The sequence below is a fragment of the Mesorhizobium sp. L-2-11 genome, assembly GCF_016756595.1.
Taxonomy (GTDB): Bacteria; Pseudomonadota; Alphaproteobacteria; order Rhizobiales; family Rhizobiaceae; genus Mesorhizobium.
In genome coordinates, this window is record NZ_AP023257.1 from 802026 (window position 1) to 823777 (window position 21752).

At 62.7% G+C, this 21752-nt stretch carries 23 protein-coding genes; 8 read left to right on the forward strand and 15 right to left on the reverse strand.

What is annotated here, in order from left to right:
* The first annotated feature begins 123 nt into the window (after positions 1-123).
* Positions 124-813 (forward strand): DUF805 domain-containing protein, encoded by a 690-nt coding sequence (locus JG739_RS03780; RefSeq protein ID WP_202365307.1) that lies wholly within the window; start codon positions 124-126, stop codon positions 811-813.
* Between the two features lie 59 nt (positions 814-872).
* On the opposite strand, the gene leuB is transcribed toward JG739_RS03780, so the two are convergent.
* The 5 genes from leuB to JG739_RS03805 form a co-directional block, all read right to left on the reverse strand.
* Positions 873-1976, reverse strand: coding sequence for a 3-isopropylmalate dehydrogenase (gene leuB, locus JG739_RS03785; RefSeq protein ID WP_202365308.1), 1104 nt, complete (start codon positions 1974-1976; stop codon positions 873-875).
* Between the two features lie 232 nt (positions 1977-2208).
* Positions 2209-2592 carry a RidA family protein gene (locus JG739_RS03790; RefSeq protein WP_202365309.1) on the reverse strand — a complete coding sequence of 128 codons (384 nt, stop codon included), beginning with the start codon at positions 2590-2592 and terminating at the stop codon, positions 2209-2211.
* Positions 2593-2681: 89 nt separating this feature from the next.
* On the reverse strand, positions 2682-3206 hold the full coding sequence (locus JG739_RS03795; protein WP_202365310.1) for a hypothetical protein: 525 nt from the start codon (positions 3204-3206) through the stop codon (positions 2682-2684).
* 12 nt (positions 3207-3218) lie between these two features.
* Positions 3219-3506, reverse strand: a complete 288-nt coding sequence (locus JG739_RS03800; protein WP_202365311.1) for a hypothetical protein — start codon at positions 3504-3506, stop codon at positions 3219-3221.
* Between the two features lie 173 nt (positions 3507-3679).
* Entirely contained in the window at positions 3680-4903 is a 1224-nt protein-coding gene (locus tag JG739_RS03805; RefSeq protein ID WP_202365312.1) for an argininosuccinate synthase, read from the reverse strand.
* Between the two features lie 435 nt (positions 4904-5338).
* Here JG739_RS03805 and JG739_RS03810 point away from each other — a divergent pair, with 435 nt between their 5' ends.
* On the forward strand, positions 5339-5980 hold the full coding sequence (locus tag JG739_RS03810; RefSeq protein WP_202365313.1) for a LysE family translocator: 642 nt from the start codon (positions 5339-5341) through the stop codon (positions 5978-5980).
* 75 nt (positions 5981-6055) lie between these two features.
* Here the strand turns inward: JG739_RS03810 and JG739_RS03815 are convergent, their stop codons facing one another.
* The 5 genes from JG739_RS03815 to JG739_RS03835 all read right to left on the reverse strand — a co-directional run bounded on the left by JG739_RS03815 (position 6056) and on the right by JG739_RS03835 (position 9412).
* Positions 6056-6508, reverse strand: a complete 453-nt coding sequence (locus JG739_RS03815; protein WP_202365314.1) for a hypothetical protein — start codon at positions 6506-6508, stop codon at positions 6056-6058.
* On the reverse strand, positions 6505-7740 hold the full coding sequence (rlmN, locus tag JG739_RS03820) for a 23S rRNA (adenine(2503)-C(2))-methyltransferase RlmN (protein WP_202365315.1): 1236 nt from the start codon (positions 7738-7740) through the stop codon (positions 6505-6507). The genes JG739_RS03815 and rlmN overlap by 4 nt, the downstream gene beginning before the upstream one ends.
* A gap of 135 nt (positions 7741-7875) precedes the next feature.
* Positions 7876-8379: an invasion associated locus B family protein gene (locus JG739_RS03825; protein ID WP_202365316.1), complete on the reverse strand. Its 504-nt coding sequence runs from the start codon at positions 8377-8379 to the stop codon at positions 7876-7878.
* A 234-nt stretch (positions 8380-8613) separates the two neighbouring features.
* Positions 8614-8976 carry a YkvA family protein gene (locus JG739_RS03830; RefSeq protein WP_202365317.1) on the reverse strand — a complete coding sequence of 121 codons (363 nt, stop codon included), beginning with the start codon at positions 8974-8976 and terminating at the stop codon, positions 8614-8616.
* 142 nt (positions 8977-9118) lie between these two features.
* Positions 9119-9412 carry a 4a-hydroxytetrahydrobiopterin dehydratase gene (locus tag JG739_RS03835; RefSeq protein WP_202365318.1) on the reverse strand — a complete coding sequence of 98 codons (294 nt, stop codon included), beginning with the start codon at positions 9410-9412 and terminating at the stop codon, positions 9119-9121.
* Between the two features lie 51 nt (positions 9413-9463).
* On the opposite strand from JG739_RS03835, the gene JG739_RS03840 reads away from it, so the two are divergent.
* Positions 9464-9982 carry a low molecular weight protein-tyrosine-phosphatase gene (locus JG739_RS03840; protein ID WP_202365319.1) on the forward strand — a complete coding sequence of 173 codons (519 nt, stop codon included), beginning with the start codon at positions 9464-9466 and terminating at the stop codon, positions 9980-9982.
* Here JG739_RS03840 and thpR read toward each other — a convergent pair.
* Both thpR and JG739_RS03850 read right to left on the reverse strand, forming a co-directional pair.
* Entirely contained in the window at positions 9886-10482 is a 597-nt protein-coding gene (gene thpR, locus JG739_RS03845; protein WP_202365320.1) for an RNA 2',3'-cyclic phosphodiesterase, read from the reverse strand. The genes JG739_RS03840 and thpR overlap by 97 nt on opposite strands.
* A 140-nt stretch (positions 10483-10622) precedes the next feature.
* Positions 10623-11267: an arylesterase gene (locus tag JG739_RS03850; RefSeq protein ID WP_202365321.1), complete on the reverse strand. Its 645-nt coding sequence runs from the start codon at positions 11265-11267 to the stop codon at positions 10623-10625.
* Between the two features lie 85 nt (positions 11268-11352).
* Between JG739_RS03850 and JG739_RS03855 the strand changes: the two genes are divergently transcribed.
* The 4 genes from JG739_RS03855 to JG739_RS03870 all read left to right on the forward strand — a co-directional run bounded on the left by JG739_RS03855 (position 11353) and on the right by JG739_RS03870 (position 16325).
* Positions 11353-12063: an ABC transporter ATP-binding protein gene (locus JG739_RS03855; protein ID WP_202365322.1), complete on the forward strand. Its 711-nt coding sequence runs from the start codon at positions 11353-11355 to the stop codon at positions 12061-12063.
* Positions 12063-14612 carry an ABC transporter permease gene (locus JG739_RS03860; protein WP_202365323.1) on the forward strand — a complete coding sequence of 850 codons (2550 nt, stop codon included), beginning with the start codon at positions 12063-12065 and terminating at the stop codon, positions 14610-14612. The genes JG739_RS03855 and JG739_RS03860 overlap by 1 nt, the downstream gene beginning before the upstream one ends.
* 242 nt (positions 14613-14854) lie before the next feature.
* Positions 14855-15634 (forward strand): Bax inhibitor-1/YccA family protein, encoded by a 780-nt coding sequence (locus tag JG739_RS03865; RefSeq protein ID WP_202365324.1) that lies wholly within the window; start codon positions 14855-14857, stop codon positions 15632-15634.
* A 118-nt stretch (positions 15635-15752) separates the two neighbouring features.
* Entirely contained in the window at positions 15753-16325 is a 573-nt protein-coding gene (locus JG739_RS03870; RefSeq protein ID WP_202365325.1) for a GNAT family N-acetyltransferase, read from the forward strand.
* On the opposite strand, the gene JG739_RS03875 is transcribed toward JG739_RS03870, so the two are convergent.
* Positions 16326-16712: a DUF2794 domain-containing protein gene (locus JG739_RS03875; RefSeq protein ID WP_202365326.1), complete on the reverse strand. Its 387-nt coding sequence runs from the start codon at positions 16710-16712 to the stop codon at positions 16326-16328.
* A 422-nt stretch (positions 16713-17134) separates the two neighbouring features.
* Positions 17135-17929, reverse strand: a complete 795-nt coding sequence (locus JG739_RS03880) for a DUF1223 domain-containing protein (protein WP_202365327.1) — start codon at positions 17927-17929, stop codon at positions 17135-17137.
* A gap of 177 nt (positions 17930-18106) precedes the next feature.
* Here JG739_RS03880 and JG739_RS03885 point away from each other — a divergent pair, with 177 nt between their 5' ends.
* A complete protein-coding gene (locus JG739_RS03885) occupies positions 18107-18772 on the forward strand; it encodes a ceramidase domain-containing protein (RefSeq protein WP_202365328.1) in 666 nt (221 codons plus the stop codon).
* An 86-nt stretch (positions 18773-18858) separates the two neighbouring features.
* Here JG739_RS03885 and acnA read toward each other — a convergent pair whose 3' ends face one another.
* Positions 18859-21549, reverse strand: coding sequence for an aconitate hydratase AcnA (gene acnA / locus JG739_RS03890; protein ID WP_202365329.1), 2691 nt, complete (start codon positions 21547-21549; stop codon positions 18859-18861).
* Positions 21550-21752 lie beyond the last annotated feature (203 nt).

Consider the following 21752-nt stretch of genomic DNA (forward strand, 5'->3'; position numbering starts at 1 on the left):
CGATGAGGGGCGGCGCAGACTTCGACGATTGGTCGTTTCAACTGAAGCGATGCTCCCGCGCCCGTACCCCTTGCGGTCTGCCGCAACTTTGAACAGTCTGACCAGCGGGACGAGGGGCAGGACATGCGCGGCGAAGTGCTTCACTATGACGAGGACCACGGCTTCGGTTTCATCACCGGAGCCGACGGCAACCGCTACACCTTCGCGCGAGAGGATCTGCGCCGAGAGGTGGCGATAGGCAGGGGCACGGCCATCGAGTTCCAGCCGGCCGGCGGGCGGGCTCGCGACGTTTTTTCGATCCGTGCCCAAGCTGCCAGTCCGCCTGCCGCAACCGCCGCCCCGACGCAAACCGGCAATGCGCCCGGGGCGCCGCAACATTTCGGCCGGTCCGCTGAAAGTCGTCCCGCCGCGGCTACCGGATTGTGGGATTATTTCTGGCGGGGCCTGACTGACAATTACTTCAATTTCTCTGGCCGTGCCCGCCGCAAGGAATATTGGAGCTATTGCCTGTTCTGGACGATCGCGCTGATCGCGGCCGCCGGCGTCGGCCTCTTCATCGACGACGCCATGGGCAATTCTGACGAATTGCCGGCAGTGACGGTCGGTCTTTGCGGCACGTTTGTGCTGGCGACAATCCCGCCTTGGATCGGACTGAACGTGCGTCGCCTGCACGACATCGGCCTGACCGGCTGGCTTTTTCTGGTGGTGTTCATCCCGACGATCGGCTGGCTGATCATCCTGGTCTTCGCGCTGATCCCGACGCAGGCCCGTGAAAATCAGTGGGGCCCGGTGCCGGCGGGCATCAGGGCCTAGCTGCTCGACACAGCGATTTTGAGAGGCTGGAAGCCGGGCGGACGTCGACCGCCACAGGCTCAGCCCAGGAACTTAGCGATGATCGCGTCGCCCATCTCAGTGGTGCCGACCTCGGTCATCCCAGGGGAATGAATATCCCTGGTGCGCAAGCCCTGGTCGAGCACGGCGGCGATCGCGCCTTCGAGCTTGTCGGCCTCGGCCACCATGCCGAAGGAGTAGCGCATGCACATGGCGAAGGAGGCGATCATGGCGATCGGGTTGGCGATGCCCTTGCCCGCGATGTCGGGCGCCGAGCCATGCACCGGCTCGTAGAGCGCCTTGCGCTTCTGCGTCCTGGCATCGGGGGCGCCGAGCGACGCCGACGGCAGCATGCCGATCGAGCCGGTCAGCATGGCGGCGATGTCGGACAGCATGTCGCCGAACAGATTGTCGGTGACGATGACGTCGAATTGTTTCGGCCAGCGCACCAGCTGCATGCCGCCGGCGTCGGCCAGCATGTGATCGAGCTTGACGTCTGCGTATCTGGCCTTGTGGGTCTGGCTGACGACTTCGTTCCACAAAACGCCTGACTTCATAACATTGCGCTTTTCCATTGAAGTCACGTGGTTGCGGCGTGTCCGCGCCAGCTCGAAAGCGACGCCCGAAATGCGCTCGATCTCGAACGTGTCGTAGACCTGGGTGTCGATGCCGCGCTTCTGGCCGTTGCCGAGATCGATGATCTGCTTCGGCTCGCCGAAATAGACGCCGCCGGTGAGTTCGCGGACGATCAGAATGTCGAGCCCCTCGACCACCTCCTGCTTGAGCGAGGAGGACGCCGCCAGCGCCGGATAGCAGATGGCGGGCCTGAGATTGGCGAACAGCTCCATGTCCTTGCGCAGCCGCAGCAGACCGGCCTCCGGGCGCACCTCATAAGGCACCGCATCCCATTTCGGCCCGCCGACGGCGCCGAACAGCACCGCGTCGGCGGCCATCGCCTTGGCCATGTCGGCATCGGAAATCGCTGCGCAATGCGCGTCATAGGCGCAGCCGCCGACCAGCCCCTCATCGGTGATAAAACCACTGCCAAGCTTGACGTTCATGGCGGCGATCAGCTTCTTCACCTCGGCCATCGCCTCGGGGCCGATGCCGTCGCCAGCGAGCAGGAGAAGATTTTTCGAAGCCATCAAAGCCGTCCTAAACTGTGGTGCATGGCTCCGAAATCGGCAGCGATTTCGGAAAGGATCATGCGCAGAACCAAAATTCTACAGCGTCCTTCGCGCGTCCAAAAGCACGCGCGGCGCTGTCGTGAGCCGCGGCCTTGCTAAACGCGAAGCGGCTGGCGCGCAAGCGTTTGGTTCAGAGCACCTTTGACGATCCCCCGACGAGGTCGCACAAGCTCCTGCACGGCCTCCGAACTCAGCCTGTGCGCTTAAGTGCCGTCACTTCGATCTCGATCTTCATTTCCGGCTTGTTGAGTTGGCAGACGATCATCGTCGCCGCCGGCCTGATGTCGCCAAAGGCCTCGCCCAGGATCGGAAAGACGATGTCGACGAAAGCCGCGTCGGTTATGTAGTAATGCGCCCGCACCACATCGGCCATCTCGAAGCCGCCATCCTGCAACGCCTTGGCGATCGTCGCCAGGCAAGTGCGCGTCTGCGCCTCGACCGTCTCCGGCATCGACATGGTCGCATAGTCGTAGCCCGTCGTTCCGGAAACGAAACACCAGTCGCCCTGTACCACGGCGCGCGAATAACCGGCGGCCTTCTCGAAGGGCGAGCCGGTGGAGATCAGTTTTCGCATGGGTTCCCTCGCATACTCTTCAGGCGATATTGAGCTGAGGAAGTGCCTTCCGGCTATGGGCCAGGCGGGGGTGTTTCTCGAACAGGGCCTCAATTCACATCGAGGGCGTAGGAACAGCCGGCAAGCACTTTGCCGGGATGTGAATCGACGGTCGAGACATTGAGCCCAATGCGCGTGGAAAATGTCATGCCGTCGGCTTCCTCGCTGCTTTCGACGACGATCTTTTCGCCGAGGAATTTTTCCGGCGTCGCGACTTCGGGCGAGATGCCGAGCTCCCGGGCGAGGTCCGGTGCAGAAACGCCGTCAAGCGCCGCCAACGGCCCGGTCGCGGTAAAGACGATGGATGCCGTCTCATACCCGAAGACGCGGACCGTGGCCGGCAGCTCGTATTGCCTGAGGAACGGATTGCCGGCGGGAACTTCCTTCCAGCCAAGTTTTTCCGCCGCGCCAGCTTCACCGCTTAGCCAGAAAGCCAACCCATTATAGGCCGGCACGTCGGCCCTGCATTCGATCAGCGCAGCGAGGTCGAGCGAGGTGGGATCGAATTCCTCCGCTCCGGCCGCCGCAACGCCCACCAGAAGGACCAGCGGAATTTGCGCGACGATTCGCAACATAGCCACCGCCTGTCACTTGCCCTTGATGACCTTCCAGACGTCAGTGGATTGGTTGAGCTTGAGGTTATTTATGTCGGATAAAGTAATTCGGCCGCTGAGCATCGCGTCGACCAGGCGCCGACAGAAAACGGCCGGCATGCGTTCTTCGGAAACACCTATGAAAGCGGTGGCTTCATGTTTGGCGGTAATGCTCCATGTCGAGACCTGCGCGATGCATCGGTCGAATGCTGCCTTGGGATCCTGCTTCACAACGTCTTGTCCGGTCTGGCAGCCTGCCAACGCGCCGACCATTGCAGGCAAAATTAAAGATCCCAATCTCACAGCAAATCCCCCGCCTATTGCGAAAAGCAGTTGGATAAGTTTGCCAAAAGGTCAAGCGAGAAAGCGTCTGGTTCAGTCTTTTGTTATTGGTATATTAGATAAGCCAAATAAAGAACCCGGCCTTCGCCGGGTTCCACATCCCCATATGCTGGTTAGCTTTTACGATTGCGCGCCGCCAGCGTCCGCAACCTCAGCGCATTGAGGCGGATGAAACCTTCGGCGTCCTTCTGGTCGTAAGCGCCGCGGTCGTCCTCGAAGGTGACCAGCGCATCGGAATAGAGCGTCTTCTTCGACTTGCGGCCGGTGACGATGACGTTGCCCTTGTAAAGTTTCAGCCGCACCGTGCCTTCGACATCTTCCTGGCTCTTGTCGATCATCGCCTGCAGCATCAGCCGCTCGGGCGCGAACCAGAAGCCGTTGTAGATCAGCTCGGCGTAGCGCGGCATGAACTCGTCCTTGAGGTGAGCCGCACCTCGGTCGAGCGTGATCGATTCGATCGCCCGGTGGGCCGATATCAGGATGGTGCCGCCGGGGGTCTCGTAGACGCCGCGCGATTTCATGCCAACGAAACGGTTCTCGACCAGGTCGAGCCGGCCGATACCGTTGTCGCGGCCGAGATCGTTGAGCGCCGCAAGCATCGTCGCCGGCGATAGTTTTTTGCCGTCGAGCGCGATCGGATCGCCCTTCAGGAATTCGATCTCGATCTCGGTGACCTTGTCCGGCGCATCCATCGGCGAGATGGTGCGCTGGTGGACGAATTCCGGTGGTTCGCTCCACGGATCTTCCAGCACCTTGCCTTCGGAAGACGAATGCAGAAGATTGGCGTCGACCGAAAACGGCGCCTCGCCCTTCTTGTCCTTCGGCACCGGAATCTGGTGCTGCTCGGCGAAGTTGATCAGGTCGGTGCGCGACTTGAATGACCAGTCGCGCCATGGCGCGATGACCTTGATGTCGGGGTTGAGCGCATAGGCCGAAAGCTCGAAACGGACCTGGTCGTTGCCCTTGCCGGTTGCGCCATGCGCAATCGCATCGGCGCCGGTTTCTTTTGCGATCTCGACCAGGTGCTTCGCAATCAGCGGGCGGGCGATCGAGGTGCCGAGCAAATAGGTGCCTTCATAGACCGCGTTGGCGCGGAACATCGGGAAGACGAAGTCGGAAACGAACTCTTCGCGCACGTCGACGATGCGGATGTCCTTGATGCCCAACATCTCGGCCTTGCGCCGCGCCGGCTCCAGCTCGCCGCCCTGGCCGAGATCGGCGGTGAAGGTGACCACTTCGGCGCCAAGCTCGGTCTGCAGCCATTTCAGGATGATGGAGGTATCAAGGCCGCCGGAATAGGCGAGCACGACCTTCTTGACGGCTTTTGCTTTCGACATTTGGCTGTTCCGCGACAGGGTTCTTCGCGGGCGAGGTATCACGCCGGTTCCGGCTAGCGCAAGGGACGAACAGTGTTCCGGAGGGCAATCGTTCCTTCCGGGCGTTTGCACCGCCCCTCACCTGCCTGCCGGCATCCTCTCCCCGCATAGTGACGGGGAGAGGGGGCGGCTTCATGGGTTTCGCCAATCTCTAACGCTGCAAGAACGGCGCTGAGGCTGCGCCAGCCCTTTCTCCCCGTCACTATACAGTCACTATACGGGGAGAAATGCCCGGCAGGGCAATGAGGGGCGGCGCCGACATTTGACAATTCGCTTCACGAGTTGGGCGCGATTGTTTGTCGGAGTCTCGCTAGACCAGACGCCGTGCTTGCGAGAAGCTGGCGTCTAAAAAGTACCTGCGCTATAGGCTGCGCTTTCTTTATCCAGGGCCCGCAGATGTCCTTCATTCCCGACACCGCCACGCTGATCCAGTTCGCCATCGCCACCGTGATCTTGGCGATTACGCCCGGGCCCGACATGACGCTGTTCGTGTCGCGCACGCTGAGCCATGGCCGCGCCACCGGCTTTGCCTCGATGGCCGGCGCGCTGTTCGGCACGCTGATCCACACCACGCTTGTGGTGGTCGGGATCTCGGCGTTGATCGTCGCCTCGCCGGCGGCCTTTTTTGCGCTCAAGATGTTCGGCGCCGGCTATCTCGTCTTCCTAGCCTGGCAAGCGATCACCAAAGGATCGGCCTTTTCGCCCGAGAAGAAGAGCGGGCCTGAGATTTCGCTGTTCCGCGCCTGGGCGGCAGGGCTCGGCGTCAATCTGCTCAACCCGAAGATCATCCTGTTCTTCATGACCTTCCTGCCGCAGTTCGTCTCCGCGCATGATCCGAACGCGCCCGGAAAATTGTTTTTCCTCGGCGCGATGTTCGTCGTTTTGTCGATCCCGGTAACAGCGCCGATGGTCTTTGCGGCAGAAAAATTCTCGGCAACGATGAAGACCAGCCCGCGGGTGACGCGCGTCGTCGACTATCTGTTCGCCGGGGTGTTTTCGGCTTTCGCGCTCAAGATCCTGACCGCCCAGGCGAAATAGGCCTATTCTTGCTTGACCATGATCTTTTCCGAAAACCGGCCTCCACTTTTTGCTGCGCTGACCTTCGGTTCGGGATCATGGTCCGATCTGGCGCCAGCTCCCGGCCGAGCGCCCGGCGCTCAGCCAGTAGAAAATGCCGCCGACCATGCCGCAGCCGATCACGGCAGCGGCGACGCGCGGATCGGTGATCTCGAAATTCGCATCGGAGGTCTGGCGGGCGAAGCCGAGGAAGACCGCCGCGACCACTGCGCCCGCCAGCGCATAAAACAGCCAGTCGCGCCGTCCGAGGATTTCCGAGACGAGAATCGCCACTGCTGCCGGCATGAAGGCGAAATAGGCGACGAACAGCGCAACGAAGGGAACGGAAAACCACAGCGAGGCCTGCGCTGCCGGCTGCGTCTCGTCCGTCATCAGCCCAAGAGAGGCCAGGAACGTGATGTTGAGGAATGCACTGGCCGCCAGTGCGGCGACGCCATAGCCAATCAGGATGACGGCGAAGCGAATGAAATAGGCGATAAGGCGGTTCACGTCTCGCCGTGCCCGGCGATCATCATCGCTTCCAGCGCCAGCCGGTCGACCTTGCGCATGCGCTCGGATTCGGACTTGAGCTGGCCGCAGGCGGCGAGGATATCGCGGCCGCGCGGCGTGCGGATCGGCGAAGCGTAGCCGGCATTGTTGATGTAGTCGGCGAATTTCTCGATCGTCTCCCAGTCCGAGCACTGGTAGTTGGTGCCCGGCCACGGATTGAACGGGATCAGATTGATCTTGGCCGGAATGCCCTTGAGCAGCTTGATCAGCCCCTTGGCGTCCTCGATCGAATCGTTGACGTCCTTCAGCATCACATATTCGAAGGTGATGCGGCGGGCGTTCGACAGGCCGGGATAGGCGCGGCAGGCGGCGATCAGCTCTTTCAACGGATATTTCTTGTTGATCGGCACCAAAAGGTCGCGCAAATCGTCATTGGTGGCGTGCAGCGAGATCGCCAGCATGACGCCGATCTCCTCGCCAGTGCGGAAGATCTCCGGCACGACGCCGGAGGTCGACAGCGTGATGCGTCTTTTCGACAGGGAAAGCCCGTCGCCGTCGGACGCGATCAGCAGCGCCTTCTTCACCGCCTCGAAATTGTAGAGCGGCTCGCCCATGCCCATCATGACGACGTTGGACACTTTCCGGCCCTCGGCCGGAACGATCGCGCCATCGGGCGTGTCGCGGTCGGGGAAATCGCCGAGCCGGTCGCGGGCGGTCAGAAGCTGGGCGAGGATTTCCTCTGCGGTCAGATTGCGCACCAGCTTCTGCGTGCCGGTGTGGCAGAAGGAGCAGGTCAGCGTGCAGCCGACCTGCGACGAGATGCAGAGCGTGCCGCGGCCTTCTTCGGGAATGTAGACGGTCTCGATCTCGACCGGCCGGCCGGCGCCGCGCGGTGGAAAACGAAACAGCCATTTGCGCGTGCCGTCGGAGGAGATCTGCTCCTCGACGATCTCGGGTCTGGCGACGGTGAAATGCTTGTCGAGCTCGGCGCGCAAATCCTTGGAGATGTTGAACATGCCGGCAAAGTCGGAGACGCCGCGCACATACATCCAGTGCCAGAGCTGCTGGGCGCGCATCCTGGCCTGCCGCTCCGGCACGATGCCTGATGCAACAAGGGCAGCGCCAAGCTCGGCCCGGGTCAGGCCGATCAGCGACGGTTTTTCGGCCGGCGTGGCGCGGGCGCGCGACGCGTCACGGGCGCCTTCGGCGGTGAGGTCGAATGAAAGGGTCATTGTTGCGCCAATATAAGCGATTTACGGCCGATTACAGCATCGTGCCCGAACTGAAGCGCGGCGCATAGCACAGCTTGGCGGCGGAGTCATTGGTGCGGCGGTTTCCTTCTCCCACAAGGGAGAAGGGAGAGCCGGCTAGTTGCATCTGGCGATGGACGACAGCGCCGCCGAAATGCCTTTCAGCGAAAAGACATAGGTCGTGGTGTTGCCGCGGCCGGACTTCGCCTGCACCTTCATGTCGCTGCCTGACTTCATCGCGGCGATCAGCACCGGCTCCTCGGCGGCGTTCTCGACCCAGGCCGACTTGCCCCGGGTGAACATCGAAAAGCTCTTGCCGTCGATGGTGACGGTGGCCTTGGAGTTTTCCTGGAAATTGTAGCCGGCGATGAATTGCGGCTCGTAGGACACTTGCTGTCCCGGCCGCTGGCTGACGAAGAAGAACATGTCGCCATGGTCAAGCGTCGGCGGCTGCTTGTCGGTCGGCACGGTCAACACATAGCAAACCTTGCCGCCCGACGCCTGGTAGCTGTAGGTGCCCCAGGCATTGTGCTGGCCGATCTTGGTTGCCGACTGCGCCAGAGCCGGCGCTGTCATGGCCACCAGTGCCAGGCTCGAAATTGTAGCAATCAATCCGCGCATCGCTTTTCCCATATATGGTGCGGAGGCAGGCCGGCTCGGCGTCCTGCCCGTCGCTTCATTTTGATTTAATCTGGGTTACCAAACGGTGAACTTCCTTCAGGAAAAGGACATCCACCCCAGGAAACCGCCGCCATCCTTGCGCCCGTCGCTCGAAAGCGGCAGTTGCAACGTCCCTTTCGCGACTTGGATGCCACGAAAGCGGCAAGAGTTTGACTTTTCTGCCTTATCGCCGGCTCAGCTATTGTCGGCGATCGCCTGCCTGGCGGCGAGCCGATGCGCCGGTGTGATATGGGCTTTGACGGTGGTGATCGCGGCGGTCAGCACGGCGATGTCGTCGGTAAAGCCCAGTCCGAGGACGAAGTCGGGGATGACGTCAGCCGGCAGCACGAAATAGCCGAGCGCCGCCACCAGGATGCCCTTGGCGCGCAGCGGCGTGTTCTTGTCCATGGCGCAGTAATAGGCGGCGACCAGCTCTTCCATGAACGGGATCTGCCGGGCAGCCCGCTTGGCCGTGCGCCAGAACTTCTCGCGCACTTCGCTCTCGTCGCCCGGCTTGCCGCCAAAGCCGAAGAAATCAAAACCTGATTTTTGCGCCATCAGTCTCTCCTAACCAGGCTGGGCATGGCGTTCCACGCGCGCCTGCCAGCGGAAAATGTGGTGAAAGCGCCGCTCCACTACAAGAGCTCGGCCGTTCCCCCGGCCTGAAATCGGGCTACGGCCTCGACAGATCTGCAACGACCTAACCGAAATAGCGGTTCATCGTCCTGGCCAGTTCGAAGTCGAGCGCGGTCAGGCCGCCGGCATCATGGGTGTTCAGCGTCACGTTCACGGTCTTGTAGACGTTCGACCAGTCGGGGTGATGGTCGATCTTCTCCGCCGCCAGGGCGACGCGGGGCATGAAGGCGAAGGCTTCGGAAAAATCGCTGAAGGTGAAGCTGCGCGCGATCGAGCCGCCATCCTTGGCAAGCGACCAGCCGTCGAGCCCGGCCAGCGCCTCGGCGACCGCCTCACTGCTCAGTTTCTCTCTCGCCATGGTCGTTTCCCGTGCTATCTGGGTTGCAGTCTTCAGCATAGTGCCGGATCGATGAGTGCAAAGCCGATAAAATCCATTCTCTTCGTCTGTCTCGGCAATATCTGCCGCTCGCCGCTGGCGGAGGGCGTGTTGCGCGCCGTCCTGGCGGAGCGCGGCCTCGATCGGGACATCCTGCTCGATTCGGCCGGGACCAGCGACTGGGAAGCCGGCTCGGCACCCGACCCGCGCTCGATCTCGATCGCCAAGCGGCACGGCGTCGACATTTCCGGACAGACGGCGCGCAAGCTGATGCCGGACGATTTTTTGCGTTTCGACCTCATCCTCGCCATGGACCGATCGAATCTCCGGGATCTTAAAGCGCTGGTGCCTGCCGCCATGCGCGACCGTGTCCATCTGTTCCTCGAGTTCGCCGAGGGAAGGGTGGGCGACGTGCCGGACCCCTATCACCAGGGGCCTGAGGCGTTTGCCTCGGTCTACCGCATGATCCGCGAAGCGTCGGAGGCGCTGGCGACGCGGCTCGAGGCACGGGCATCAGTGCCCGACAGCGGCCAGGCCTCCTCGACGATATAGGGTCCGCCGCCGACCGAATCGCGCGACGACATCAAGACGAAGCGGCCGACACGGAAGGGCAGCGTCGAAAAATTACCGCGTGCCGAAAGATACTGGGCGACGTCGAGCGGGCTCGAATTGCGCAACCTGGCCAGCGTCACATGCGGCATGAATTTGCGCGGGTCGGCGGGGATGCCGAGGCGCTGGCAGATGCGCTCGATCTCGGCTTGCAGCGCCGCAAGATCGGGCGAGGCGGAGACGCCGGCCCACACCGCGTGCGGTTTCTTTTGGCCGAAGGCGCCGACGCCGGACAGTGTCAGCGCGAAGGACGGGCGGTGGACACGGTCGAGCGCGTTGGCGATCTCGTCGGCGACATGGCCCTCGACATCGCCAATGAAGCGCAGCGTCATATGGTAGTTCTCGACGTCGATCCAGCGGGCCCCGGGCAGGCCGCCCCGGAGCAGGGACAGCGAAAGGGCGGCTTCACGCGGTATTTCGAGGGCGGTGAAAAGACGCGGCATGGTAAGCCTCCTGTCCTCGAATCGAACTCTTGCCCCTAGCGAATCATCGAAAATCGAGCGGGGCAAGCGGTTTGTTGGTTGCACCTGGCCTAAAATCAAATCGTGTGTGGAATGCGTAGCCTCATCGAAATCCGGTCCCTTCAAGAGTTGCCCTTAACCACGGCAATGGCTTTCTCGACATCCGGCAGTATGCGCTCGACCATGCGGTCGATGCCCTTGGCATTCGGGTGCAGGCCGTCCTCAAGTTGCAAAGCTGGTTCGCCGGCGACGCCGTCGAGAAAGAACGGATAAAGCGGGACGTCGTATTTTTCCGCCAGTTTCGGGAAGATCGCGTCAAAGCCGTTCTGGTAGTCGGCGCCGAGATTGGGGGCGGCGCGCATGCCGGCCAGCAGCACGGCGATGTTGCGCTGCTTCAGCTTCGCCAGCATGGCGTCCAGATTTTTCTGGGTGATATCGGGAGAAACGCCGCGCAGCATGTCGTTGGCACCCAGTTCGAGAATGACAAGCTGCGTGCCGTCCGGCACCGACCAGTCGAGCCGCGACAGACCGCCACTCGACGTATCGCCGGAGACTCCGGCATTGGCAACGGTCACATCGTGGCCCTTGGCGCGAAGTGCTGCCTCCAGTTTTCGGGTGAAGGCTTCGTCCGGTCCGAGGCCAAAGCCTGCCATCAGGCTGTCGCCGAAACCGACGATCTTGAACGGCTCGGCGCGCGCCGAAGAAATGGCGCCGCAAATTCCGAGGACAAGGACGAAGGCTGCGGCAAGTCGGTGTTTGAAAGCCATGCGGCAGGGCCCCATATGTCCGAGAACATTATACTGGCGGTAGGCGGAATTCTGCCCTCCCTCTCCCATATAGGACGATTTTATTTTGACAGAAGCCGTCATCGCGCTGAAAAATGTTTCGCTGACGCTCGGCGAAGGTGCGTCTTCCGTTCATGTGCTGAAAGGCGTCAGCCTCGACGTGGCGAGTGGCGAGGCGACCGGCATCATCGGTCCGTCGGGCTCGGGAAAGTCGACGCTGCTGATGGTCTTGGCCGGGCTGGAAAGGGTCGATTCGGGTACGGTACGAATCGCCGGCGAATTGCTGAACGGCAAGAGCGAAGACACGATCGCATCGTTTCGCGGGCGAAACATTGGCATCGTCTTCCAGTCTTTCCACCTGATTCCCAACATGACGGCGCTCGAAAACGTCGCAGTGCCGCTGGAACTAGCCGGCCATGCCGATCCGTTCGCGGTGGCGGCGCGGGAGCTCGAGGCGGTGGGCTTGAGCGACCGCGTCACTCACTATCCCGGCGAATTGTCCGGCGGCGAACAGCAGCGTGTGGCGATCGCCCGGGCGCTGGCGCCTTCGCCGCGCATCCTGATCGCCGACGAGCCGACCGGCAATCTGGACCAGGCAACGGGACGGCAGGTCGCCGATCTTCTGTTCGCCAAAGCGGCCGAGCGCGGCATGACGCTGGTGCTGGTCACCCACGATCCGGCGCTCGCCGCACGTTGCTCCCGACAGGTGTCGATGCGGTCGGGCCGGATCGAGGATGCGCCAGAATCAGCACCAAAGCCCGGCAAGGTGCCGGCCTGATGCCGCTGTCGCGCACGCTGAAGCTCGCCTTCCGCTTCTCGCTGCGCGAGATGCGCGGTGGGCTGTCCGGCTTCCTGATCTTCCTTGCCTGCATTGCGCTTGGCGTCGCGGCGATCGGCGGCGTCAATTCGGTGGCCCGGGCGATTACCGCCGGCGTCGCCAACGAAGGCCAGTCGCTGCTCGGCGGCGACCTTCGTTTCGAGCTCAATCAGCGCGCCGCGACGCAAGCCGAACACGTCTTTCTTGACGGGCTGGGCACGGTCTCGCACAGCGCCAACATGCGCTCGATGGCGCGGCTCGAGGACGGCTCCGATCAGGCGCTGGTCGAGGCCAAGGCGGTCGATGGAGCCTATCCGCTCTATGGCGCGCTGGAGACCGAGCCGGCGCTGTCGAAGCAGGAATTGTTCGGCGAAAAATCCGGTGTTTTCGGCGCTGCCGCACCCGACCTTTTGTTCGAGCGGCTGGGCCTTGGGGTCGGCGACCGGCTGAAGCTGGGCAGCGCCACATTCGAACTGCGCGCCAGGCTCGTCAGCGAACCGGACGCGGTGTCCGACGGCTTCGGCTTTGCGCCGCGGCTGATGATCTCGACGGACGGGCTTGCCGCTTCCGGTTTGATCCAGCCCGGCAGCCTGGTCGAGAACGCCTACAAGGTCCGCCTGCCCGGCGGCACCGGCGAGGCGGGCATAAAAGCCATTCAGGATCAGGCGGCGGAGGATTTTCCCGAGTCCGGCTGGTCGATCCGCACGCGCAGCAACGCAGCACCGGCGTTGTCCTCCAACATCGAACGGTTTTCGCAGTTCCTGACGCTGGTCGGGCTGACGGCGCTGGTGGTCGGCGGCGTCGGCGTCGCCAATGCGGTGCGCGCCTATCTAGACGGCAAGCGCGGCGTCATCGCCACCTTCAAGAGCCTGGGGGCTTCGGGCGGTTTCGTCTTTACCGTCTATCTGGTGCAGATCCTGATGATCGCCGGGCTCGGCATCACGGTCGGCCTTGTGCTTGGCGCGCTGATGCCGTTTGCGGCGAGCGCGGTACTCCAGTCGGTCATTCCGGTGCCGGCGGAAGGTGGGTTCTATCCCGGCGCACTCGGCATGGCGGCACTGTTCGGACTGCTTGTGACGCTGGCTTTCACCTTGCTGCCGCTCGGCCGGGCGCGCGACGTGCCGGCGACGGCGCTGTTTCGTGAAATGGGTTTTGAGGGCCGCGGTTTTCCGCGTCCGCTCTACATGGCGGCGGCGCTCGGCATCGCGCTGCTGCTGGCGGCGCTGGCCATTCTGTTTTCCGGCGACCGCTACATCGCCTCGATCTTCGTCGGCGCCACCATTTTTGCTTTTTTGGTGCTGCGCCTTGTCGGCGCGCTGGTGCAGTGGGCCGCCAAGAAGAGCCCGCGCGTTGGCTCGACTGTGCTCAGGCTGGCCATCGGCAACATCCATCGGCCGGGCGCCTTGACGCCATCGGTGGTGCTGTCGCTGGGGCTGGGGCTGACGCTTCTGGTGACACTGGCGCTGATCGACGGCAATCTCAGACGGCAGATTTCCGGCAGCCTGCCGGAACGGGCGCCGAACTTCTTCTTCGTCGACATCCAGAGCAGCGATGTCGAAGCGTTCTCGGCGCTGGTCGGCAGGGAGGCGCCGCAAGGCACGTTGATGAAGGTGCCGATGCTGCGCGGCCGCATAATGGCGCTGAACGGCGTCGACGTCGACAAGGTCAAGGTGCCGGCGGAAGGGGCCTGGGTGCTGCGCGGCGATCGCGGGCTGACCTATGAGGCCAGAATTCCTGCGAATGCGACGCTGACCGAAGGCGCATGGTGGCCGGACGATTATGCCGGCGAGCCATTGGTGTCGTTTTCGGCCGAGGAAGGCAAAGAGATCGGGCTGAAACTCGGCGATACCGTCACCGTCAACGTGCTTGGCCGCAACGTGACGGCGAAGATCGCCAATTTCCGCCAGGTCGAGTGGGAGACGATGGGCATCAATTTCGTCATGGTGTTCTCGCCCAGCACATTTGCCGGCGCGCCGCACAGCTGGCTGGCGACGCTGACCGAAAAGGGCGCGTCGCCGGCCGACGATGCCCGTCTTCTCAACGCCGTCACCCGTGCCTTTCCCGCGGTGACGACAGTCAGGGTCAGGGACGCGCTCGACATCGTCAACCGGCTGGTGGCGCAACTCGGCACCGCGATCAGGGCTGCGGCCGGCGTGGCGTTGATCGCCTCGGTGCTGGTGCTGGCCGGGGCGTTGGCGGCCGGCAACCGCGCCCGCATCCACGATGCGGTGGTGCTGAAGACGCTGGGCGCCACCAGGAAGACGCTGATCGCGGCCTTTTCGCTGGAATACATGCTGATCGGCCTCGCCACCGCGATCTTCGCGCTGGCGGCAGGCGGGATTTCGGCGTGGTTCGTTGTCGCGCGCGTCATGACGCTGCCGTCGCATTTCATGCCCGAAGTGGCGGTGGCGACCATCCTCTTTGCTTTGCTGGTCACGGTCGGCATCGGCCTGGCCGGCACCTGGCGGGTGCTCGGCCACAAGGCGGCGCCGGTGCTGCGCAATCTCTGATCTGCGAGGGAACTGCAAGCTCAACGCGACCGGGATTGGTTAAATCTTGTTAATGTTGGGCTTCGGAAGGCCGATAAATCCGGATTTTTGTGTCTTCACGAAGCATTACGCCCGGTTACGGTCTTGTTCTTGACGCCGATAACCATCATATTTCGCCGCAGGCATGCTGGAGCCCCGCCAGCGGCGCCTCGGTCCGAAATGGACCGGACACCGGACGGGGCAGAAGCAATATGAGGATTTCCATGGCTGAACCCGTTCGCAATTATCAGACGCGTGCCGTGCCCGGCGTCGGCGTCGATGCTGCTATCGACCAGGGCCTGCGCGCCTATATGATCAAGGTCTACAATCTGATGGGGCTTGGCCTCCTCATCACCGGCCTCGTCGCGGTCGGAACGATCATGCTGGCCACCACCACCGATCCGGCTTCGGCGGTCGCTACGCTGCCGAACGGCGACATGCTGACATCCTTCGGCTACGCGATCTTCGGCTCGCCGCTGAAATGGCTGGTGATCTTTGCCCCGCTGGCAGCGGTGATCTTCCTGTCGTTCCGTGTCCAGTCGATGAGCGTTTCGGCGGCACAGACGACGTTCTGGGTCTATGCCGGCCTCGTCGGCCTGTCGCTGTCGTCGATCTTCCTGGTCTACACCACCGCCAGCATCTCGCAGACCTTCTTCGCCACCGCCGCCGCCTTTGGCGGATTGTCGCTCTACGGCTACACGACCAAGCGCGATCTTTCCGGGCTCGGTTCGTTCCTGATCATGGGGGTGGTCGGTTTGATCATCGCGAGTGTGATCAACATCTTCCTGCAGTCGTCGGCGCTTACCTTCGCCGTTTCGGCGATCGGCGTGCTGGTCTTCGCAGGGCTGACCGCCTACGACACCCAGAACATCAAGCAGATGTATTTCGAGGGCGACGAGACTGATGTCGCCGGCCGCAAGGCGATCATGGGCGCTCTGAGGCTCTATCTCGACTTCATCAACCTGTTTATGTTCCTGCTGCAGTTCATGGGCGATCGCCGCTAAAAAGACGGTCCCTGCGTCTGTGGACCAGCGAATTTGGAAAGGGCGGCCCAACGGCCGCCCTTTTCTATTGCTCCGGTCTTTGATGAAATGGCCGGCAGATGATTGACGTGCATAAATTATGAGCAACATCACGATACGGCCCGCGGCTTCGACCGATCTCGACCGGATCACCGACATCTATGCCGATGCGGTGACCCACGGCACGGCGAGCTACGAACTGGAGCCGCCTGATCGTGCCGAGATGGGCGAGCGCTTCGACAGTTTGATAACGGGCGGCTTTCCCTATCTGGTGGCGGAAAAAGACGGCATCGTTCTCGGCTATGCCTATGCCGGCCCCTTCCGGCCGCGGCCTGCGTACCGGTTTATCGTCGAAGATTCGGTCTATGTCGCACCCGAGGCCAAGGGCCATGGCATCGGGCTGAAGCTGATGCAAGGGCTGATCGCGGCGGCCGAGGCGGCGGGCTTCCGCCAGATCATCGCGGTGATCGGCGACGGTCGGCCGGACAGTGCCTCGGTCCGGCTGCATGAAAAGCTCGGCTTTCGCCATTCGGGCCGTCTGGAAGCCTCCGGCTACAAGCACGGACGCTGGCTCGACACGGTGTTCATGCAACTACCAATCAATGGCGGGTCTCAGGTTCCGCCCGATCCCAACTCACTGCCGGAACGGAGATTCCTGAATCAAAACAAATAGTCAGGCCTCGACCAGCTTCAGCGTGCGGTCGAAGACGCCAAGCACGCGGCCAAGTTCCTGGCCGCGCTTGAGGATGCGGCCGCCGGCGGCAATGACGACGAAAGCGCCTTGCCGGCGCGCCAGCTTCGGATCCTTGACGATCTGGAACAGCGGCACCTCGCTGGTGCGACGGAAGACCGAAAAGACGGCGCGGTCGGCAAGATGGTCGATGGCGTAGTCGCGCCATTCATTGGCGGCGACCATGCGCCCGTAAAGCCTCAGGATCTGGTCCAATTCACGCCGGTCGAACCGCACCGGCTGGTCGAGGCGTTCACGTCTTGCCTCATGCAGCGGGATCAGTATTGCGGATGCGTCCCCATCCTCCGTCCCACTGCCGTGATCAGTCATGCCTCGATCCCTTCGAGTGAATCTTACACTCATCAAAATTGGCGCTTTCGCCATGGAATTGCAAGCCCGGCTGGGTAAAGGCTTGCGGCGCACCGTTTCCGCGGTGTCCAGTCACGTTTATAAAAACGCGCGTTGAAATTGGTGATGCTTTGCCACAATTCTGCCTTCTTTTATCCGCGCTAAAGCCCCAATCTCCGACGAATTTACCGGTGTTGCCTGAGACGGTTCGGTCCGGCACTGGCTCGTAACCCCAAGCCCCCCGCCCACGGGTCTGCGTCGGATCGAACCAACCTCGGTTTCTCCCCTGGAGAAAACGAGTGCGACGATCCCAATACCTAAATGACCGGCGTCAGAAGCAAGCTGACGTCGGTTTTTTATTGATTCGCCGCCTTCCCTTCCCTTGTGGAAGAAGGAGAGGGCGTTCAGGGCTTGTGGATCATTGCGGCGCCCAGGATGGGACCCGGCAAGCCGTCCTTGCCCACCGATTGCAGCAGCACGGCGCAGCCGCCTTTCTTGGCAACCACGCTCATCGGCAATTCGTAGCGCTGCGCCTTGCCGTGCCACATGCCGGCGGTCTGGATGCCGGAGACGGCGTTCCAATACGTCATGCTGCGGCCGGTGTTCTCGCCCTTGCCGATCTTGATGGTCTGCGGCGGGTCGAAATAGACGATGACGACATGGGCATCGCTGGGGCCGCTCCCGGCATCGCCGGCGTCGATGATGACGCGGTCGCTGGTCCGGCTGACCTTGATGGCGACCTGCATGCCTTCGCCGGATGTTTCCATGCGGGCGAGTGCGCCGTCGACTTCCTCGCGGCGGGCGCCGTTGACATGGCTGCGGCCATTGATGACGGCCTGTGGCGTATAGACCGAGCGGCTGCCGAAGGCACGCATGTACTCATACTGACGCTCCGTGTTCTCCTTGCGGCTCAGCGTGTCCTTCCAACCGAGATAATCCCAGTAGTCGACATGATAGGCGAGCGCGACGATGTTCTCCTTGGCGGCAAGCTCGGCGAAAAACGCATCGGCCGGCAGGCAGGAACTGCAGCCCTGACTGGTGAAGAGCTCGACCACGCCCAAGGGTTGATCAGTCGAGGCTTTATCAGCCCGGAGCTTGTCGGCCTCGCCGGCCAGCGCATTGCCAGCAAGTCCAGCGCCGGCAAACGCCGAGAGGGCCAGCGCCAATGCCGCAAGCCGCAATGGTCTTCGAGGTGTCATGGCCGTTTCGACTCCCGCCGGTGATGGCCGGCTTTGTTCTGGTTGGCGAAATATGTGGCAGAAGCGGCAGTCAACGGGAAGTCACGTTGCGGTGAAACTTTTACCGTGTAGCCAACTGCAAGGGCGCAACAGGACGGCTACACTTCAGGGTAGATACCGATTCGGGCAACAATCAGCATGTGGCAAACTTTCCTCACGCCGGTCGACCTGTACTGCGAGCGGGTGGGGCCGGAGTTCTGGGCCGAGCCGGTCAACGCACTGACCAACCTGGCTTTTCTTGTCGCCGGACTGTGGGGTGTCCGGGAGGTGCGCCGGCGTGGCACAGGCATCTTCGCCGAAATGCTGGCCTGGTGGGTGGTGGCGATCGGCATCGGCTCGGCGCTGTTCCACACCTTTGCCAACCATGCCACGGTCTGGGCCGACGTGCTGCCGATCGCCGGGTTCACGCTGGCCTATACGCTGTTCAACCTGCGCCGTTTCCTCGGTATGAAATGGGGCAAGGCGATCGCCATCTTCCTTGCCTTCTATGCCGTCACCGGGGTGTTGACCTGGGCTGTGCCGGACTGGCTGCGCCAGGCATCGAACGGCACGACCGGCTACCTGCCGCCCTTCCTGGCGCTCGCCTTCTTCGGCGCCTGGGTGGTGGCGAGCGGCAACCGCGCCGGCTGGTACAATCTGGCCGGCTCGGCGATCTTCGTCGTGTCGGTCATCTTCAGGACGATCGATCCGCTGGTCTGCGGCAGCTTCCCGCTCGGCACGCATTTCCTGTGGCACATCCTCAACGGGCTGATGCTCGGCGTGCTGCTGGCGGCGGCGGCGCGGTTCGGGAAGGGAGGGCAGTAGGGCAGTAGGGCAGTAGGGCAGTAGGGGATGTGTTCCCTGCCTTATTCCCTTACTCCCCTACTCCCCTACTGCCCTACTCCCCTTCCCTAAGCTGCCAGATCGCGCAGCACATATTGCAGGATGCCGCCGTTCTTGAAGTAGTCGAGCTCGTCCAGCGTATCGATGCGGCAGATGATCGGAATGTTCTTCACCGTGCCGTCGCCATAAGTGATCTTGGCGATCATCTTCTGACGCGGCTTGATGGCGCTCAGTCCGTCGATTTCGACCAGTTCGTCGCCCTTGAGGTTGAGCGAGGCCCATGAGGTGCCCTCCTCGAAGACGAAGGGGATGACACCCATGCCGACCAGGTTCGAGCGGTGGATGCGCTCGAAGGACTGAGCGATGACGGCGCGAACGCCCAACAGGTTGGTGCCTTTGGCCGCCCAGTCGCGCGACGAGCCGTTGCCGTATTCGACACCGGCGAAGATGACCAGCGGCACGCCTTCCTTCTTGTACTCCATGGCGGCGTCGTAGATCGATTTCTCTTCCTTCGACGGATAGTGGATCGTGTAGCCGCCCTCGCGACCGTTCTCGCCCAGCATGTGGTTGCGGATGCGGATATTGGCGAAGGTGCCGCGCATCATCACCTCGTGATTGCCGCGCCGTGTGCCGTATTGATTGAAGTCGGCAACGCCGACGCCATGATCGATGAGGTACTTGCCGGCCGGCGAGGCCGCCTTGATCGAGCCGGCCGGTGAGATGTGGTCGGTGGTGATCTTGTCGCCGAACAGGCCGAGCACGCGGGCGCCCTTGATGTCGCCGATTGTGCCGAAGCCCGATGTCATGCCAGCGAAGTAGGGCGGGTTCTGCACATAGGTCGAATTGTTGTCCCAGGCATAGGTCTGGCCTTCCGGCGCCTTCACGTTCTGCCAATATTCGTCGCCCTTGAACACGTCGGCATATTTGCGGGCGAACAGTTCGCGCGTCACGTTCTTCTCGATGAACTCCTGGATCTCGACCGAACTCGGCCAGATGTCCCTGAGGTAGACCGGGTTGCCGTCGCGGTCCTCGCCAAGCGGTTCGGTGGTCAGGTCCTTGGTCACGGTCCCGGCCAGCGCGTGGGCGACGACCAGCGGCGGCGATGCGAGGTAGTTCGCCTGCACGTCGGGCGAGACGCGGCCCTCGAAATTGCGGTTGCCGGACAGCACCGCGGCGGCAATCAAGCCTTTGTCGTTGATGGTCCTGGAGATCGGCGCCGGCAACGGGCCGGAATTGCCGATGCAGGTGGTGCAGCCGAAGCCGACCAGGTTGAAGCCGATCTGGTCGAGTTCCTTCTGCAGGCCGGATTTCTCCAGATATTCGGCGACGACCTGGCTGCCCGGCGCCAGCGATGTCTTGACCCACGGCTTCTGCTTGAGCCCGAGGCGGTTGGCGTTGCGCGCCAAAAGTCCGGCGCCGATCAGCACGCTCGGGTTCGAGGTGTTGGTGCAGGAGGTGATGGCGGCAATGACGACGTCGCCATGGCCAAGGTCGTAGCCGGTGCCCTCGACGGCATAGCGCTTGTCGATTTCGACCGCCTTCTTGTATTCGCTTTCCATCGCCTTGACAAAGCCGGCCGGAATGCCTTCTAGCGCCACCCGGCCCTCCGGCCGCTTGGGGCCGGCCATCGACGGCACGACACTGCCGAGATCGAGCTCGAGCAGGTCGGTGAAGACCGGGTCGGCCGAGCCGTCCTCGCGCCACATGCCTTGCGCCTTGGCGTATGCCTCGACCAGCGCGATGCGGTTTTCCTCGCGGCCGGACATGGTGAGGTAGCGGATGGTTTCGCCATCGACCGGAAAGAAGCCGCAGGTGGCGCCATATTCGGGCGCCATGTTGCCGATGGTGGCGCGGTCGGCCAGCGTCATGTTGGACAGACCCGGACCGAAGAATTCGACGAACTTGCCGACAACGCCCTTCTTGCGCAGCATCTGGGTGACGGTGAGCACGAGATCGGTGGCGGTGACGCCTTCCCTGAGCCTGCCGGTGAGCCGGAAGCCGATGACTTCGGGCAACAGCATGGAGACGGGCTGGCCGAGCATCGCGGCTTCGGCCTCGATGCCGCCGACGCCCCAGCCGAGCACGCCAAGGCCGTTGATCATGGTGGTGTGCGAATCGGTGCCGACGCAGGTGTCGGGATAGGCGGTGGTTTCGCCGCCTTCGCTGTTGGTCCACACGACCTGGCCGAGATATTCGAGATTGACCTGGTGGCAGATGCCGGTGCCGGGCGGCACGACGCGGAAATTGCGGAAGGCCTGCTGGCCCCATTTCAGGAATTTGTAGCGTTCTTCGTTGCGCTCGTACTCAAGCTCGACATTCCTGGCGAAAGCCAGCGGCGTGCCGAACTCATCGACGATGACCGAGTGGTCGATGACCAGGTCGACCGGTACCAGCGGGTTGATCTTTTGCGGGTCGCCGCCGAGCGAAGCCATGGCGTCGCGCATGGCGGCCAGGTCGACCACGGCCGGAACGCCGGTGAAATCCTGCATCAGCACGCGGGCCGGACGATAGGCGATCTCGACCCCGGCGGTGCCCCTGTCGGTCAGCCAGCCGGCGACCGCCTGGATGCTCTCCCTGGTGACGGAACGGCCGTCCTCGTTACGCAAAAGGTTCTCCAGCAGCACCTTCATCGAATAGGGCAGCTGGGCGATGCCGGTGAGGCCGTTCTTCTCGGCCTCGACGAGGTCGTAATAAACATAGTCGGTGCCGCCTGCAGTCAGCGTGCGGCGGCAATTGAAACTATCGAGGGATTTTGACACGTGCGATCCGTCCTTGTCTGTTCAGCCTGAAAGGGAACGGACGCCGATGGCATGCAATCACGCGCAAAGGTGCGGGTACGGCCATTTCCGCTGTCCGTTCCCAGCCAACCCGAGCCGTTCAAGGCGGCGCGTGCGCTGGTTCGGCGCTAATTCGCTTCCCGTGCCGACCGCTGGCACGGATGCCTCGCATATAGAGAATTTCC